Genomic DNA, 16,584 nt, shown 5'->3' on the forward strand with positions numbered 1-16,584 from the left:
GTCATGGAAAATAACCAGCCGATAATCATCAAGCGCGTCAAGAAGTACGCGGGCGGGCATCACGGGGGCTCCTGGAAAATCGCTTTCGCGGACTTCGCGACGGCGATGATGGCGTTCTTCCTGGTGCTGTGGTTGTTGTCCACGGCAACACCGGAACAGAAGATCGCCATTGCCGGTTACTTCAAGGACCCAGTCGGTTTTGCCGAAAGCGGTACGCCGTACATCATCGATCTGGGCGGCTCGCCGACCCTGGCACCGGAGAACACCCTCAACCCCGAGGTGAAATCCCAGCCCCAGCCAGACAAGGTGACTATCGATTCCGAACAGGTCGAAGGCATGGCCGAGCAGGTCGAGAAGGAACGCCTGGAGCTGTTGCTGCAAGAGTTGCAGAACAAGGTCGAAGAAAACCCGCAACTGCAGAAGTTCAAGGACCAGATTCTCTTCGAGATCACCCGGGACGGTTTGCGCATCCAGATCGTGGACGCCGAGAACCGCCCGATGTTCGACTCCGGCAGTGCGCGTCTGAAGCCGTATTTCGAAGACATTCTGCTGGCCATGGCCGACACCATCAAAGCGGTGCCGAACAAGATCAGCATCAGCGGCCACACCGATGCCAAGCCATACTCGGGCACCGGCGACTTCGGCAACTGGGAACTCTCGGCCAACCGCGCCAACGCGGCTCGCCGTGCATTGATCGCCGGTAGCTATCCGGACGCTCAGGTGGCACGAGTCGTGGGTTATGCCTCGTCGGCGCTGTTCGATCGGGAGAACCCGTTCAACCCGGTCAACCGGCGGATCGACATCGTCGTGCTGACCAAGAAAGCCCAGCGTGCCATCGAAGGTTCACAAGGTGCGGAACCTGCGGCAGTGCCGACGCAAGGGCAGGGTGGTCCGGGCGAAGTGCCCGCGCCGCCAGCCGATCCGAACGCATTGCCGGCGGATAAAGAACCACTGCCGGCCCATGAGCTTCGCGAGCGTTTGAACCTGTTTGATGATCCGGCGCCGAAACCGGCAGCGCCAGCCAAGTAGTGACCACAAAAAGGCCGCGATAGTCGCCAATGCCCGTCAGCTAAGGCGCGGAATCTGTGGGAGCGGGCTTGCTCGCGAAGGCGGTGTGTCAGGCGACATCGATATTGACTGTGTCGCCGTCTTCGCGAGCAAGCCCGCTCCCACATGGATTGCGCTTAATCGACTGGCATTAGCGATCATCGCGGCTTTTTTGTCTCTGCAGGCTGCTGATCATTTTCGTAGCGTCACGAAAATGATCAAGGCTGCTTAATAGCTGCTTTCCGGCAAACTGGCGATGATCGAGCGATAGCTGTTCATCCGTTGCTGCTGCACACGGCCCTCTTCCAGCGCCTTGAGCAGGGCGCAACCCGGTTCGCGATCATGCTTGCAATCGCGGAAACGGCAGGTGCCGATCAGGTCGTTGAACTCGATGAAACCGGCTTCGACGTCGGCGCGGCTGACGTGACCCAGGCCGAATTCACGGATACCCGGGGAGTCGATCAGTTCACCGCCACCGGGGAAGTGGAACAGCCGCGCGGTGGTGGTGGTGTGGGTGCCCTGGCCCGACAGCTCGGACAACGGGCCGACGCGGGTTTCGACTTCCGGCAGCAGGCTGTTGACCAACGACGATTTGCCGACACCGGACTGGCCGACGAACACGCTGATGCGCCCGTCCAGTTGCTCCTGCAATTTCTCCATGCCGTTGCCGTGGTGGGCCGACACTTCCAGCACCGGGTAGCCCAGCGTGCGGTAAACCGCGAGCAGTGCATTCAGCGCCGGAGCGTTCTGCTCATCGATCAGGTCGAATTTGTTCAGCAACAGCAGCGGCTTGATGCCCGCATGCTCGGCGGCGACCAGATAACGGTCGATCAGGTTGGCATGGGGCTCGGGCAGTGGCGCAAAGACGATGACGATCATGTCGACGTTGGCCGCCACTGGCTTGAGCTGGCCACGGCTGTCCGGGCGGCAAAGCTCGGTGTTGCGCGGCAATTGCGCCACGATCACGCCGATGCCCTGGTTGCCGGCACGCCAGACGACTTGATCGCCAGTCACCAGCGCCGGCAGGTTGGCGCGCAAGTGACAGCGGAACACTTGGCCGGCCAACTCGCCATCGCGGGCCTCGACTTCGACTTGCACACCGAAGTGCGCGATCACCAGGCCCGTCTGTTCCGGGCCCAGGTCGCCACCTTCGAGTGCCTCGACAGCCGAGGACTCACGTTTGGCGGCGCGGGCAGCGCGCTCGCCCTGAATCTTTTCGATGCGCCAGTTTTGACGACGATTGAGTTGGCGTTTGGCCATGGGTGTTCCGTATCGAGAATGCAGCGATTAGGTAAAACGGCCGCGAGTTTAGCACGCCCGGCCACCAGCCTAGGCTAAACTGCGCACCTACGCCGAGGAGCCGACACATGCAAAATCCGCAGAATCTGATCTGGATCGACCTGGAAATGACCGGTCTGAACCCTGATACCGACGTCATCATCGAGATGGCCACCATCGTCACCGACAGTGATTTGAACACCTTGGCCGAAGGTCCGGTGATCGCCATCCATCACAGCGACGAGATCCTCGCCGGCATGGACGAGTGGAATACCCGTCAGCACGGCGGCTCCGGGCTGACCCAGCGGGTGCGCGACAGCCGCATCAGCATGGCCGAAGCCGAAGCCGAGACCATCGCCTTCCTGGAGAAATGGGTGCCGAAGGGCAAGTCGCCGATCTGTGGCAACAGCATCTGCCAGGACCGTCGCTTCCTTTATACCCACATGAAATCCCTGGAAAGTTATTTCCACTACCGCAACCTCGACGTCTCGACGCTCAAAGAATTGGCCGCGCGCTGGGCGCCGGATGTACGCGACAGCTTCAAAAAGGGCAGCACGCACCTGGCCCTGGACGACATCCGCGAATCGATCGCTGAGCTGCAGCACTACCGCAAGAATTTCATCAAGTTCTGATTAGAGGGTAGATAGGAGAGAAGTTTTGTGGCGAGGGAGCTTGCTCCCGCTCGGCTGCGCAGCAGCCGCAACCTGGTCGGTGCGGTATATCTGAAAGAGCAAGGTGTCTGGTTTTGGGGCCGCTACGCGACCCGACGGGGGCAAGCCCCCTCGCCACAGGTATGCGTGAATGCTTCGGCGCCCTCTTTTGGTGCCTTGGTGAAGTGAGTAGACTGCGCGCCTTCCTGCAAGGACCGCCACCATGTTGCTGATGCTCTACCTGATCGCCATTACTGCCGAAGCCATGACTGGCGCCCTGTCTGCGGGTCGTCGCGGAATGGACTGGTTTGGCGTGGTGCTGATCGCATGCGTCACGGCGTTGGGCGGCGGTTCGGTGCGTGACGTGTTGCTCGGCCACTACCCACTGACCTGGGTCAAACACCCTGAATACCTGGTGCTGACCTCTGTCGCGGCGATGCTGACGATCTTTATCGCCCGTTGGATGCGTCACCTGCGCTCGCTGTTTCTGGTGCTCGATGCCGTGGGCCTGGTGGCGTTCACCGTGATCGGTTGCATGACCGCCCTGGAAATGGGCCACGGCATGCTGGTGGCCTCGGTCAGCGGCGTGATCACCGGGGTATTCGGTGGCATCCTGCGCGATATCTTCTGCAACGACATCCCACTGATCTTCCGTCGCGAACTCTACGCCAGCGTCTCGTTTGCCGCGGCGTGGTGCTATCTGCTCTGTGTCTACCTGCAATTACCCGGTGAACAGGCGATCCTGATCACCCTGTTCGGCGGCTTTCTGCTGCGCTTGCTGGCGATCCGTTTCCACTGGGAAATGCCCAAGTTCGTTTATAACGACGAGGCCTGATCACGTACTCATACCTGTAGCTGCCGAAGGCAGCTCCGCGAGGCCGTGTTGTTTCAGGGCCCATTCCACGTGTTCACGCACCAGTTCCGACGGATAGTCCCGCCGTGCCTTCAAGGCTTCCAGCACCGGAATGCTCGACGGCGCATTACCCAGGCCGACCGCCAGATTGCGCAGCCAGCGTTCGTAACCCGCGCGCCTGAGCGGTGAGCCTTCGGTGCTGCTGAGAAATTTCTCTTCGTCCCACATGAACAGCTCGGCCAGTTCGGCGTTGTCCAGGTTGTGCCGCGGCTTGAAGTCGCTTTCCCCGGAAGGCCGGGCGAAGCGGTTCCACGGGCAAACGATCTGGCAGTCATCACAGCCAAATACCCGATTGCCAATCAATGGCCGCAATTCTTCAGGGATGGCGCTTTTCAGCTCGATGGTCAGATAGGAAATGCAGCGTCGGGCGTCCAGCACATACGGACCGACGAAAGCGTTGGTCGGGCAGATATCCAGGCACGCAGTGCAGCGGCCGCAATGTTCAGTGCTGTGCGGTTCATCCATCGGCAGCGGCAAATCGACGAACAGTTCGCTCAGGAAGAAGTAACTGCCGGCCTTGCGGTTCAACACCAACGTATTTTTGCCGATCCAGCCCAGCCCGGCCTGCTCGGCGATGGCTTTTTCCAGCACCGGGGCGCTGTCGACGAAGGCACGGAAACCGAAAGGGCCGATCTCGGCTTGAATCTTGTCGGCCAGTTGTTGCACACGTTTACGGATCAATTTGTGGTAATCGCGGCCCAAGGCATAACGCGACACGTAAGCTTTTTCCGGTTGCCCCAGGCGTTTGGCCATTTCGGTGTCGCCCGGCAGGTAGTCCATGCGCAGGGAAACGACCCGCAAAGTACCCGGCACCAGTTCTTCCGGATGCGAGCGTTTGCTGCCGTGGGCACCCATGTAGTCCATTTCGCCGTGGTAGCCGGCCGCGAGCCAGCGCTCCAGGTGCTGCTCATGCTCGGCCAGGTCGAGGCCGCTGATGCCGACTTGCTGAAAACCCAGCTCGCGGCCCCAGTCCTTGATGGATTGGGCGAGAGCGGGCAGGTCTGTAGTAATAGCGGGCATGAGGCGAGAGAAACCGGAGCTGAGGTGCGTATAATTCTGCCAGACATCGGAGCCTGAAGACGCATGCCGCACACTAAAGATGAATTACCCGACGCGCTGTATAGCGCCGCGCAAGTCCGAGGGCTCGATGCGAGCCTGATTGCGGCCGGCACACCGGGCTTCGAATTGATGCAGCGTGCGGCGCGGGCGACCTGGCGCGCGCTGGTCCGCCATTGGCCGACGGCGCACGAATTGACCGTGGTGGCTGGCCACGGCAATAACGCGGGCGATGGTTACCTGGTGGCCGTGCTGGCCCGACGTGCCGGCTGGCACGTGCGGGTGCTGGCCGCCGGCGACCCTGGGCGTTTGCAGGGCGATGCCGCGTCGGCCCATGCCGAGGCGGTAGCCGAAGGCGTCGCGATTCAAGGCTGGAACATGCACTGCGAATTACGCGGCATTGTGCTGGATGCCTTGCTCGGCACCGGCCTGAGCGGTGAAGTACGTGAGCCATACGCCAGCGTCATCGCCGCGATCAACGCCAGTGGGCTACCGGTTGCGGCGGTGGATATTCCCTCGGGGCTGTGCGCCGATACGGGGCGCCAGCTCGGCATTGCGGTTCGAGCGGACCTGACGGTGACGTTCATCGGTTTGAAACTGGGTCTGTACACCGGTGACGCTGCGGATGTGATTGGCGATTTGGTCTTTAACGATCTGCAAGCCGCTCCCGAGACGTTTATCGGGGCCACGGTCAGTGCGCGTCGTCTGACGGCCGATAATGTGCCGCGTCTGACCGGTCGCGCTCCAACCGCCCACAAAGGCACATTTGGCCACGTATTGCTCATTGGCGGTGATCGGGGTTTTGGCGGTGCCATCCTGCTCAGTGCACAAAGTGCCCTGCGCAGCGGTGCTGGCATGGTTTGCGTGGCCACTCGCAGCGAGCATGTTCCGGCCGCTCTGGCGCGTTTGCCGGAAGCCATGGTGCTGGGCACCTCGTCGGCCAATCAATTAATGGGTCTGCTTGAGAAGGCCACGGTGCTGGTCGTCGGGCCGGGGCTGGGGCAGGCTGCCTGGGGGCGCAGTCTGTTGTCGTCCGCGGCCAATGTATCGCTGCCGCAAGTCTGGGATGCCGATGCGTTGAACCTGTTGGCCGAAGGTGGCGTGAGTTTGCCCGCAGGTTGTGTTATCACGCCGCACCCGGGCGAAGCGGCGCGCTTGCTGGGGATTTCGACGGCCGAGGTTCAGGCCGACCGTCCGGCCGCGGTCCATGCATTGAGTAAAAAATATACAGCGGTGGTGGTTCTCAAGGGCGCCGGCAGTTTGATCGCCAGCCCCGACGGGCGCCTTGCGCTGTGTCATCAGGGCCACCCGGCCATGGCCAGCGCCGGTTTGGGCGATGTGCTGGCCGGTCTGGTTGGTGCTTTGCTCGCTCAGGGCATGGACGCGTATGACGCGGCGTGCCTGGCGGTCTGGCTGCACGCCAATGCCGGTGAGCAACAAGGTAAGTTCGGCCGCGGGCTGGCGGCCAGTGATCTGATTCCAGCCATTCGTCAGTTGTTGGAGGAGCAAACACCGTGTCTGAAGTAACCCTGTACCTGGCCGATGAACAGGCCATGAGCAACTTTGGCGCACGTATCGCCCGAACCACCGAAGGGCACGGTCTGATTTTTCTCGAGGGGGATTTGGGCGCGGGGAAAACGACGCTGTCCCGGGGCATCATCCGTGGCCTGGGGCATACAGGTGCGGTCAAAAGTCCGACCTTTACCCTGGTCGAGCCTTACGAGATTGGCGACATTCGGGCCTTCCATTTTGACCTGTACCGGCTGGTCGATCCGGAAGAGCTGGAATACCTCGGTATCCGCGACTACTTCGAAGACGATGCTTTGTGCCTGATCGAGTGGCCCGATAAGGGTGCAGGCTTTTTGCCAAAGCCCGACCTGACCATTACCATTAGCCCGCAAGACAGCGGGCGTTCGCTGAAAATTTTGCCCCGGGGCTCGCGTGGCGAGTCGTGGTGTGCCGCTTTGGCATTGGAATCCAAATAAATGATGGGGTTAGGTATGCGCTTTCGCGCGTTGGTTGCTGCCGTAGGGATGTTGTTTCTGGCGGTGACCGTCGACGCTGTGGCCGAGACGAAGGTCAACAGTGTTCGCCTGTGGCGGGCGCCGGACAACACACGGTTGGTGTTCGACCTGACCGGGCCGGTGCAACACAGCGTTTTCACCCTGACCGCCCCGGATCGGCTAGTGATCGACATCAATGGTGCGTCTCTGAATGCGCCGTTGAACGTCAACACCTCGAACACCCCGATCACCGCCATGCGCTCGGCTCAACGCACGCCGACCGATTTACGGGTGGTCATCGACCTGAAAAAAGCCGTCACGCCGAAAAGCTTTACCCTGGCGCCGAACGCCCAGTACGGCAATCGTCTGGTCGTCGACCTGTTCGACAACCCGGCCGATGCCGCGCCCCCACCTGCGCCAACGCCATCCGTGGCCACGGTACCCGCTGTGCCCGTCACGCCATCCGAGCCTTCGATCAAACTGCCGCCCGCTCCGGCCGGCAAGCGCGACATCATTGTGGTAATCGATGCCGGCCACGGTGGCGAAGACCCGGGCGCCTCAGGCTCTCGCGGTCAGCGTGAAAAAGACGTGGTACTGGCCATCGCCCGTGAACTGCAGCGTCAGGTCAATGGCATGAAAGGTTTCCGCGCCGAACTGACCCGTACCGGCGACTACTTCATTCCGTTGCGCGGCCGTACCGAAATCGCCCGCAAGAAGGGCGCCGACCTGTTTGTCTCGATCCACGCCGATGCCGCACCTTCGGCCGCTGCGTTCGGTGCGTCGGTGTTCGCCCTGTCCGACCGCGGCGCTACGTCGGAGACTGCCCGTTGGCTGGCCGACAGCGAAAACCGTTCCGACTTGATTGGCGGTGCCGGTAACGTCAGCCTCGACGACAAGGACCGCATGCTGGCCGGTGTGCTGCTCGATCTGTCGATGACCGCTTCCCTGACGTCCAGCCTGAACGTTGGCCAGAAAGTCTTGAGCAACATCGGTCGCGTCACGCCGCTGCACAAACAGCGCGTGGAGCAAGCCGGGTTCATGGTGCTGAAGTCGCCGGACATTCCATCGATCCTGGTGGAAACCGGGTTTATCTCCAACGCCAACGAAGCCTCGAAACTCGCGGCATCGAGCCACCAGCAAGCGTTGGCACGCTCCATCAGCAGTGGCGTGCGGCAGTTCTTCCAGCAGAATCCACCGCCGGGCACCTACATTGCCTGGCTGCGCGACTCCGGCAAAATCGCCCAGGGCCCGCGTGACCATCGCGTGAGTCCCGGCGAAACCCTGGCGATGATCGCCGTGCGCTATCAGGTGTCTGCGACCACCTTGCGCAGCGCCAACAACCTCAAGAGCGACGAGCTGAAGATTGGTCAGACATTGACCATTCCCGGCACTGAACTGGCGGCCAAAGAATGAACCAGGTGCTGACCAATACTGCGCGCATCGAGCTGCTCAGCCCGCGGCTGGCGAACCAGATTGCCGCCGGTGAGGTGGTTGAACGCCCGGCCTCGGTGATCAAGGAGTTGCTGGAAAACAGCCTCGATTCCGGCGCCAAACGCATTGATGTCGATGTGGAGCAGGGCGGCGTCAAGCTGCTGCGGGTGCGCGACGATGGCAGCGGCATTTCTGCCGATGACCTGCCCCTGGCCCTGGCCCGTCACGCCACCAGCAAGATTCGTAATCTGGAAGACCTCGAACAGGTGATGAGCCTGGGGTTTCGCGGTGAGGCGCTGGCGTCCATCAGCTCCGTCGCGCGCCTGACCCTGACGTCCCGCACTCGCGATGCCGATCAGGCCTGGCAAGTGGAAACCGAAGGCCGGGACATGGCGCCTCGCGTGCAACCGGCGGCCCATCCGGTGGGCACTTCGGTGGAAGTGCGCGATTTGTTCTTCAATACCCCGGCGCGACGCAAATTTCTCAAGACCGAAAAAACCGAATTCGATCACCTGCAAGAAGTGATCAAGCGTCTGGCGCTGGCGCGGTTCGATGTGGCGTTCCATCTGCGCCACAACGGCAAGACCATCCTCAGCCTGCACGAAGCCCATGACGACGCGGCCCGCGCCCGACGTGTGGCGGCGATCTGCGGGGCGGGTTTTCTGGAGCAGGCGCTGCCGATCGAAATCGAACGCAATGGCTTGCACTTGTGGGGCTGGGTCGGGTTGCCGACCTTCAACCGCAGCCAGGCGGACTTGCAGTACTTCTTTGTGAATGGCCGCGCTGTGCGCGACAAACTGGTGGCCCACGCGGTGCGCCAGGCTTATCGCGACGTGCTGTTCAATGGTCGGCATCCGACGTTCGTGCTGTTTTTCGAAGTCGATCCGGCAGGCGTCGACGTCAACGTGCACCCGACCAAGCACGAAGTGCGCTTTCGCGACGGGCGCATGGTTCACGACTTCCTTTATGGCACCTTGCACCGTGCCCTCGGCGATGTGCGACCGGAAGACCATCTGGCCGCGCCTGTCGCGACGGCCATGGTCCGGCCGACCGGCATCGAGGCCGGCGAGTTCGGCCCTCAGGGCGAAATGCGTCTGGCGGCCAATGCGTTGCTGGAACAGCCTCAGGCACAACCGTCGTTCAATACGCCGGCTGGCTCGGGTGCTGGCGCCGGTTATCAGTATCAATACACGCCGCGGCCTCAGTCCGGCGTGCCCGTCGCCGAAGCCCAGGCGGCCTACCGCGAGTTCTTCGCGCCGTTGCCCGAGGCCAACGCGGTTGCGCTGCCGGCCGGGCAGGACGACATTCCGCCGCTGGGTTACGCGTTGGCGCAGCTCAAGGGCATTTATATTCTTTCGGAAAACGCTCAAGGCCTGGTGCTGGTGGACATGCACGCCGCCCACGAGCGAATCATGTACGAACGCCTGAAAATCGCCATGGCCAGCGAAGGCCTGAGCGGCCAGCCGTTGCTGGTGCCGGAATCCCTGGCGGTCAGTCAGCGTGAAGCCGATTGCGCCGAAGAGCACGTCGCCTGGTTTCAGCGTCTGGGCTTTGAGTTGCAGCGCCTTGGCCCGGAATCCCTGGCGATCCGGCAAATCCCCGCCTTGCTGAAACAGGCTGAGGCCAATCGACTGGTCAGCGACGTTCTGGCGGATTTGATGGAATACGGCACCAGCGACCGGATTCAGGCACACCTGAACGAACTGCTCGGCACCATGGCTTGCCATGGTGCGATTCGCGCGAATCGGCGTCTGGCCTTGCCGGAAATGAACGGTCTGCTGCGGGACATGGAAAACACCGAACGCAGCGGTCAATGCAACCATGGCCGACCGACCTGGACCCAATTGGGCCTGGACGATCTGGACAAACTGTTTTTGCGCGGTCGTTGATGAGCCAGTTCCCTCCTGCGATTTTCCTGATGGGGCCGACGGCTGCCGGCAAGACCGACCTGGCCATCGAACTCACCAAGGTCCTGCCCTGCGAGCTGATCAGCGTCGATTCGGCGCTGGTTTACCGTGGCATGGACATTGGCACCGCCAAGCCTTCCAAAGCGTTGTTGGCCGAATTTCCGCATCGGTTGATCGATATTCTCGACCCGGCCGAGAGTTATTCGGCTGCGGATTTTCGTCGTGATGCGCTCGAGGCCATGGCCGAGATCACCGCGCGGGGCAAGATTCCGCTGCTGGTAGGCGGCACAATGCTCTACTACAAGGCTTTGCTGGAAGGTCTGGCCGACATGCCGGCGGCCGATCCGGACGTGCGTGCGCAAATCGAAGAAGAGGCTGCACGCCTTGGCTGGCAAGCCCTGCACGATCAATTGGCGGTCATCGATCCGCAATCCGCAGCGCGAATTCATCCGAACGATCCGCAGCGCCTCAGTCGCGCGCTGGAAGTTTATCGTGTCAGTGGTCAGAGCATGACTGAGCTACGCTTGCGACAATCTGCGCAAAGTACTGAAGCAGCCGCTTCGGGACTGCAACAATTGCCCTATACTGTCGCGAACTTGGCTATCGCCCCGGCAAATCGCCAGGTACTGCACGAGCGTATTAAACAAAGATTCACAAATATGTTGGAACAGGGATTCATCGAAGAGGTCGTAGCCCTGCGAGATAGAGGTGACCTGCATTCAGGGTTGCCGTCTATACGTGCTGTGGGTTATCGACAAGTCTGGGATTACCTGGATGGCAAGCTGACGCAAGCCGAGATGCAGGAGCGTGGAATCATTGCCACGCGCCAATTGGCAAAGCGCCAGTTCACCTGGCTGCGCAGTTGGGCTGATTTACACTGGTTGGACAGCCTCGATTGCGACAATCTGCCGCGCGCCTTGAAATACCTTGGGACCATCTCCATATTGAGCTGAGTCCTTGCAATTGCCGTCTATCCTTGGGGGTGTGACGGCCCCAAGCCATCTGTTTACCTATTTTTTATATTGAATCCTTAAAGGAGTGCGGCACATGTCAAAAGGGCATTCGCTACAAGACCCTTACTTGAATACTTTACGTAAAGAGAAAGTGGGGGTTTCCATCTACCTGGTCAACGGGATCAAACTGCAAGGCACGATCGAGTCTTTCGACCAGTTCGTTATCCTGCTGAAAAACACCGTTAGCCAAATGGTTTACAAACACGCTATCTCTACAGTGGTGCCGGTTCGTCCAATTCGTCTGCCTAGCGCAACCGAATCCGAAGCAGGTGACGCTGAGCCAGGTAACGCCTGATAGGAGTCTCCTTTGTTCTTTGAGCGCCACGGTGGTGGTGAACGGGCAATTCTCGTTCACTTGGATGGTCAGGACCCTGAGGCGCGCGAAGATCCGCAGGAGTTTCAGGAGTTGGCAATTTCGGCTGGCGCCGAGACCGTCGCGTTTTTTAACGTGCCGCGTCATCGGCCAACCGCCAAAACCCTGATTAGCAGTGGCAAGGTCGAAGAATTACGCGACCTGGTCAGCGCCGAACAGGTCGATCTGGTGATTTTCAATCACATCCTCACGCCCAGTCAGGAGCGTAACCTCGAACGTATTTTCGAGTGTCGCGTGATTGACCGCACGGGTTTGATTCTCGATATCTTCGCCCAACGCGCCCGCACCCATGAAGGCAAGCTCCAGGTCGAACTGGCCCAGCTTGAACACATGAGTACGCGGCTGGTTCGTGGCTGGACTCACCTTGAGCGGCAGAAGGGCGGTATCGGTCTGCGCGGCCCGGGTGAAACCCAGCTGGAAACCGACCGGCGCCTGTTGCGGGTTCGCCTGCGGCAGATCAAGGGGCGCCTGGAAAAGGTCCGCAGCCAGCGCGAGCAATCTCGTCGCGGGCGCAAACGTGCTGACATCCCGACGGTTTCACTGGTGGGTTATACCAACGCCGGCAAATCGACGCTGTTCAACTCGGTCACCGATTCCGACGTCTTCGCCGCCGACCAGCTATTCGCTACCCTCGACCCGACCCTTCGCCGACTCGAACTCGATGACCTCGGGCCGATCGTACTGGCTGACACCGTGGGTTTCATTCGCCACCTGCCGCACAAACTGGTCGAGGCATTTCGGGCTACGCTCGAAGAGTCGAGCAACTCCGACTTGTTGCTGCATGTGATCGATGCGCATGAGCCTGAGCGGATGGCCCAGATTGAACAGGTCATGGTGGTGCTCGGGGAGATCGGGGCACAAGACTTGCCGATCCTTGAGGTATACAACAAACTCGATTTGCTCGAGGGTGTTGAGCCGCAGATCCAGCGCGATGCCGATGGCAAACCGCAACGGGTCTGGTTGTCGGCCAAGGACGGTACGGGTCTGGACCTGCTCAAGCAGGCTGTGGCCGAACTGTTAGGCAGTGATTTGTTTGTTGGCACCTTGCGCTTGCCGCAACGTTTTGCTCGACTGCGTGCGCAGTTTTTCGAACTCGGTGCGGTGCAAAAAGAAGAACACGACGAAGAAGGCATCAGCTTGCTGGCCGTTCGTTTGCCACGGATCGAATTGAATCGACTCGTGAGTCGCGAAGGTCTGCAACCGATGGAATTCATCGAGCAACACACTTTGCAATAAAAGCCTGAGAAAGCGGTTGTGCCGCGGTGACAGGCATTCTGTAGCATTGGTCGGCGCGCCGTGGGTGCGTCTTTGCTTTATCAGATGGAGAGCGCTATGGCTTGGAATGAGCCGGGTGGCAACTCGAATAATCAGGATCCTTGGGGTGGCAAGCGCCGCAATAACGGCGACCGCAAGGGACCACCGGATCTCGACGAGGCCTTCCGAAAGCTGCAGGAAAGCCTGAACGGGTTGTTCGGTGGTGGTAAAAAACGCGGTGACGAGGGCGGTGGTTCGGGCAAGAGTGGCGGCTTTGGCGGCCTGCTCGGCATCGGCTTGGTCGTGCTGGCGGCTGTGTGGCTGTACAGCGCTGTCTACGTGGTCGACGAGCAGGAGCAAGCCGTAGTGCTGCGCTTCGGCAAATACTATGAAACCGTCGGCCCGGGCCTGAACATCTATTTCCCGCCGATTGATCGCAAGTACATGGAAAACGTCACGCGTGAGCGTGCCTATACCAAGCAGGGTCAAATGCTGACTGAAGACGAGAACATCGTCGAAGTACCGCTGACCGTGCAGTACAAGATCAGCAACCTGCAAGACTTCGTGCTGAACGTCGATCAGCCGGAAATCAGCCTGCAGCATGCGACCGACAGTGCCTTGCGTCACGTGGTGGGTTCTACCGCCATGGATCAGGTGCTGACCGAAGGTCGTGAATTGATGGCCAGCGAAATCAAGGAGCGTCTGCAACGCTTCCTCGATACCTATCGCACCGGTATCACCGTCACCCAGGTCAACGTACAGAGCGCAGCTGCACCGCGCGAAGTTCAGGAAGCCTTCGACGACGTGATCCGCGCCCGTGAAGACGAGCAGCGTTCGCGCAACCAGGCTGAAACCTACGCCAACGGCGTCGTGCCGGAAGCCCGTGGTCAGGCCCAGCGCATCCTCGAGGATGCCAATGGTTACCGCGACGAGACCGTCTCCCGCGCCAAGGGTGAGGCCGATCGCTTCACCAAGCTGGTGGCCGAGTATCGCAAAGCCCCTGAAGTCACCCGCCAGCGTCTGTACCTGGACACCATGCAGGAAATCTTCAGCAACACCAGCAAGGTTCTCGTGACCGGCAACAAGAATGGCCAGAACAATCTGCTGTACTTGCCGCTGGACAAGATGATCGACAGTGGTCGCAGCCCCGGCGCTCCAGTGACCGGCGCAGCAGCCAGCAGCAATGAAGTGAATGCGCGTGCGGCAGCTGATCTGCAGCAACAGCAAGCACGTACCAGGGAGAGTCGCTGATGAGCAATAAATCGCTGATCGCCCTTATTATCGGCGTCGTCGTGGCGATCGTTGCCTGGAACTGCTTCTACATCGTGGCTCAGACCGAGCGCGCGGTGATGCTGCAGTTCGGTCGCGTGGTCCAGGCCGATGTTCAGCCGGGCCTGCACGTGAAAGTGCCTTATGTGAACAAGGTGCGCAAATTCGACGCGCGCCTGATGACACTGGATGCACCGACACAGCGCTTCCTGACGCTGGAAAAGAAAGCCGTAATGGTCGATGCCTACGCCAAGTGGCGCGTGAAAGATGCCGAGCGCTTCTACACCGCGACTTCCGGCCTCAAGCAGATTGCCGACGAGCGTCTTTCCCGTCGTCTGGAATCGGGCCTGCGTGACCAGTTCGGTAAGCGCACCCTGCACGAAGTAGTGTCCGGTGAGCGTGATGCGCTGATGGCAGACATCACCAATTCGCTGAACAAGATGGCGGAAAAAGAGCTGGGCATTGAAGTTGTCGATGTCCGGGTCAAAACCATCGACCTGCCGAAGGAAGTGAACCGCAGCGTGTTCGAACGTATGAGCACCGAGCGTGAGCGTGAAGCTCGCGAGCACCGCGCCAAGGGTAACGAGCTGGCTGAAGGCATCCGTGCCGACGCCGACCGTCAACGCCGCGTGTTGCTGGCTGAAGCCTATCGTGAATCTGAAGAGGTTCGCGGTGACGGTGATGCCCAGGCTGCTGCGATCTACTCCAAGGCATACGGTCAGGATCAGGAGTTCTACGCGTTCTACCGTAGCCTGCGTGCCTACCGTGAAAGCTTCGCGAACAAATCCGACGTCATGGTCCTGGACCCGGGCAGCGACTTCTTCCGTTACCTGGAAAAAGCCAAGCCTTGATACAGCGTTGACCTGAATCATCCCCCGCCTGGCGGCTAAAACCTCGGGCGGGGTGATCCTTTGGGAAAACGTGTGTATGATGCGGCAGCCGGGAAATTCCCGGCTTTTTTGCGTCTGCACGTTTGATTGCTGTTTTTATGCAGGCGCCCGAGTTGAATGACTCGACAGGTTTTTCGAGGAAAGTGGTTGGCGAAGCCGATTTCAGGCTTTTCGCCCCGTTGTTCATGCGCGTGGTTTGCACATGAGCCGATCATTTTCTGCTTCACTCAAGGCTCGCCCAAAGGCTTGTCGCCCGGATCATAGGGGAATGGCGTAATGGCAACGGTAGACCGCTGGCTGCTGCCAGATGGCATCGAAGAAGTACTGCCACCAGAAGCTGCGCGCATCGAAGTGGCGCGTCGCCAGGTGTTGGATCTGTTCCAGAGCTGGGGTTACGAGTTTGTCGTGACTCCCCATATCGAGTACCTGGAATCCCTGCTGACCGGCGCGGGCTCGGACCTCGATCTGCGTACCTTCAAGGTCATCGACCCGCAGTCGGGCCGGCAGATGGGGTTCCGTGCCGACATCACGCCGCAAGTGGCGCGCATCGATGCGCACACCCTGCGTCGCGAAGGCCCGAGTCGTCTGTGCTATGCCGGTAGCGTGCTGCATGCTCAGCCACGTGCCTTGTCGTCCTCGCGCAGCCCGATTCAGCTGGGTGCCGAGCTGTACGGTGATGCCAGCCCGAGCAGCGACGTGGAAGTCATCAGCCTGATGCTGGCCATGCTGCAACTGGCCGATGTGCCGGATGTGCACATGGACCTCGGTCATGTCGGTATCTATCGCGGCCTGGCCCGCGCCGCCGGTTTGTCCGGCGAAGTCGAACAACAGTTGTTCGATGCGTTGCAACGTAAAGCCATCGATGAGGTCATTACCTTGACCGAAGGCTTGCCTGCCGATCTGTCGGGCATGCTGCGGGCACTGGTCGACCTGTGTGGCGGTCGTGAAGTATTGAATGCTGCCCGCGAGCGTCTGGCCAATGCGCCGGCCCCCGTGCTGGCGGCCTTGGACGATGTGCTGGCGATTGCCGAGCGTTTGTCCGCGCGTTTCCCGGAATTACCGCTGTACTTTGACCTGGGTGAGTTGCGCGGTTACCACTACCACACCGGTGTGGTATTCGCGGTGTTCGTGCCGGGTGTTGGCCAGTCCATTGCTCAGGGCGGTCGTTACGACGACATCGGCGCCGACTTCGGTCGCGCTCGTCCGGCAACCGGTTTTTCTACCGATTTGAAAACCCTGGTGACCCTGGGGCGTGCTGAGATCGAGCTACCGACTGGCGGTATCTGGATGCCTGACAGTACGGATGCAGCACTCTGGCAGCAGGTTTGCCAGTTGCGCAGTGAGGGTCAGCGTGTCGTTCAGGCATTGCCTGGGCAACCTTTGGCCGCCGCCCGTGAAGCGGACTGCGACCGGCAATTGATTCAGCAGAACGGGCTTTGGCAAGTATTGCCGCTGGCTTCTTGAGTTTTCCTGCCGGCCGCCGCCGGCACCAAGTTTGCG

15 protein-coding genes are annotated in these 16,584 nt (G+C 60.5%); 13 read left to right on the plus strand and 2 right to left on the minus strand.

What is annotated here, in order from left to right:
• The first annotated feature begins 3 nt into the window (after positions 1–3).
• A complete protein-coding gene (gene motB, locus ACA044_RS02765; protein ID WP_497445060.1) occupies positions 4–1,029 on the plus strand; it encodes a flagellar motor protein MotB in 1,026 nt (341 codons plus the stop codon).
• A 246-nt stretch (positions 1,030–1,275) separates the two neighbouring features.
• Here motB and rsgA read toward each other — a convergent pair whose 3' ends face one another.
• Positions 1,276–2,307, minus strand: coding sequence for a small ribosomal subunit biogenesis GTPase RsgA (rsgA, locus tag ACA044_RS02770; protein WP_497445061.1), 1,032 nt, complete (start codon positions 2,305–2,307; stop codon positions 1,276–1,278).
• Between the two features lie 107 nt (positions 2,308–2,414).
• On the opposite strand from rsgA, the gene orn reads away from it, so the two are divergent.
• Both orn and ACA044_RS02780 read left to right on the plus strand, forming a co-directional pair.
• Positions 2,415–2,957, plus strand: a complete 543-nt coding sequence (gene orn / locus ACA044_RS02775; RefSeq protein ID WP_007939601.1) for an oligoribonuclease — start codon at positions 2,415–2,417, stop codon at positions 2,955–2,957.
• Positions 2,958–3,198: 241 nt separating this feature from the next.
• A complete protein-coding gene (locus ACA044_RS02780) occupies positions 3,199–3,810 on the plus strand; it encodes a trimeric intracellular cation channel family protein (protein WP_497445062.1) in 612 nt (203 codons plus the stop codon).
• Here the strand turns inward: ACA044_RS02780 and queG are convergent, their stop codons facing one another.
• Entirely contained in the window at positions 3,811–4,908 is a 1,098-nt protein-coding gene (gene queG / locus ACA044_RS02785) for a tRNA epoxyqueuosine(34) reductase QueG (RefSeq protein WP_497445063.1), read from the minus strand.
• Positions 4,909–4,971: 63 nt separating this feature from the next.
• Between queG and ACA044_RS02790 the strand changes: the two genes are divergently transcribed.
• The 10 genes from ACA044_RS02790 to ACA044_RS02835 all read left to right on the plus strand — a co-directional run bounded on the left by ACA044_RS02790 (position 4,972) and on the right by ACA044_RS02835 (position 16,548).
• Positions 4,972–6,471: an NAD(P)H-hydrate dehydratase gene (locus ACA044_RS02790; RefSeq protein WP_497445064.1), complete on the plus strand. Its 1,500-nt coding sequence runs from the start codon at positions 4,972–4,974 to the stop codon at positions 6,469–6,471.
• Positions 6,459–6,929, plus strand: a complete 471-nt coding sequence (gene tsaE, locus ACA044_RS02795; RefSeq protein WP_497445065.1) for a tRNA (adenosine(37)-N6)-threonylcarbamoyltransferase complex ATPase subunit type 1 TsaE — start codon at positions 6,459–6,461, stop codon at positions 6,927–6,929. Before ACA044_RS02790 ends, tsaE begins: the two co-directional genes overlap by 13 nt.
• Before the next feature lie 48 nt (positions 6,930–6,977).
• Entirely contained in the window at positions 6,978–8,360 is a 1,383-nt protein-coding gene (locus ACA044_RS02800; protein WP_497447155.1) for an N-acetylmuramoyl-L-alanine amidase, read from the plus strand.
• Positions 8,357–10,267, plus strand: coding sequence for a DNA mismatch repair endonuclease MutL (gene mutL / locus ACA044_RS02805; protein ID WP_429431857.1), 1,911 nt, complete (start codon positions 8,357–8,359; stop codon positions 10,265–10,267). Before ACA044_RS02800 ends, mutL begins: the two co-directional genes overlap by 4 nt.
• Complete coding sequence (miaA, locus tag ACA044_RS02810; protein WP_497445066.1) at positions 10,267–11,238, plus strand: tRNA (adenosine(37)-N6)-dimethylallyltransferase MiaA; 972 nt, start codon at positions 10,267–10,269, stop codon at positions 11,236–11,238. Before mutL ends, miaA begins: the two co-directional genes overlap by 1 nt.
• A 94-nt stretch (positions 11,239–11,332) precedes the next feature.
• Positions 11,333–11,593, plus strand: a complete 261-nt coding sequence (hfq, locus tag ACA044_RS02815; RefSeq protein WP_007902656.1) for an RNA chaperone Hfq — start codon at positions 11,333–11,335, stop codon at positions 11,591–11,593.
• Between the two features lie 12 nt (positions 11,594–11,605).
• Positions 11,606–12,907 carry a ribosome rescue GTPase HflX gene (gene hflX / locus ACA044_RS02820; RefSeq protein ID WP_008009827.1) on the plus strand — a complete coding sequence of 434 codons (1,302 nt, stop codon included), beginning with the start codon at positions 11,606–11,608 and terminating at the stop codon, positions 12,905–12,907.
• Between the two features lie 96 nt (positions 12,908–13,003).
• Positions 13,004–14,176 (plus strand): FtsH protease activity modulator HflK, encoded by a 1,173-nt coding sequence (gene hflK / locus ACA044_RS02825; protein WP_008009825.1) that lies wholly within the window; start codon positions 13,004–13,006, stop codon positions 14,174–14,176.
• Entirely contained in the window at positions 14,176–15,045 is an 870-nt protein-coding gene (hflC, locus tag ACA044_RS02830; protein WP_038978712.1) for a protease modulator HflC, read from the plus strand. Before hflK ends, hflC begins: the two co-directional genes overlap by 1 nt.
• Before the next feature lie 315 nt (positions 15,046–15,360).
• Positions 15,361–16,548: an ATP phosphoribosyltransferase regulatory subunit gene (locus tag ACA044_RS02835; RefSeq protein ID WP_497445067.1), complete on the plus strand. Its 1,188-nt coding sequence runs from the start codon at positions 15,361–15,363 to the stop codon at positions 16,546–16,548.
• Positions 16,549–16,584: the final 36 nt, after the last annotated feature.

Source organism: Pseudomonas sp. LBUM1673 (assembly GCF_059695645.1).

Coding starts and splice junctions, on each gene's coding strand:
- motB (WP_497445060.1), top strand. CDS start 4: ATGGAAAATAACCAGCCGATAATCATCAAGCGCGTCAAGAAGTACGCG.
- rsgA (WP_497445061.1), bottom strand. CDS start 2,307: ATGGCCAAACGCCAACTCAATCGTCGTCAAAACTGGCGCATCGAAAAG.
- orn (WP_007939601.1), top strand. CDS start 2,415: ATGCAAAATCCGCAGAATCTGATCTGGATCGACCTGGAAATGACCGGT.
- ACA044_RS02780 (WP_497445062.1), top strand. CDS start 3,199: ATGTTGCTGATGCTCTACCTGATCGCCATTACTGCCGAAGCCATGACT.
- queG (WP_497445063.1), bottom strand. CDS start 4,908: ATGCCCGCTATTACTACAGACCTGCCCGCTCTCGCCCAATCCATCAAG.
- ACA044_RS02790 (WP_497445064.1), top strand. CDS start 4,972: ATGCCGCACACTAAAGATGAATTACCCGACGCGCTGTATAGCGCCGCG.
- ACA044_RS02800 (WP_497447155.1), top strand. CDS start 6,978: ATGTTGTTTCTGGCGGTGACCGTCGACGCTGTGGCCGAGACGAAGGTC.
- mutL (WP_429431857.1), top strand. CDS start 8,357: ATGAACCAGGTGCTGACCAATACTGCGCGCATCGAGCTGCTCAGCCCG.
- miaA (WP_497445066.1), top strand. CDS start 10,267: ATGAGCCAGTTCCCTCCTGCGATTTTCCTGATGGGGCCGACGGCTGCC.
- hfq (WP_007902656.1), top strand. CDS start 11,333: ATGTCAAAAGGGCATTCGCTACAAGACCCTTACTTGAATACTTTACGT.
- hflK (WP_008009825.1), top strand. CDS start 13,004: ATGGCTTGGAATGAGCCGGGTGGCAACTCGAATAATCAGGATCCTTGG.
- hflC (WP_038978712.1), top strand. CDS start 14,176: ATGAGCAATAAATCGCTGATCGCCCTTATTATCGGCGTCGTCGTGGCG.
- ACA044_RS02835 (WP_497445067.1), top strand. CDS start 15,361: ATGGCAACGGTAGACCGCTGGCTGCTGCCAGATGGCATCGAAGAAGTA.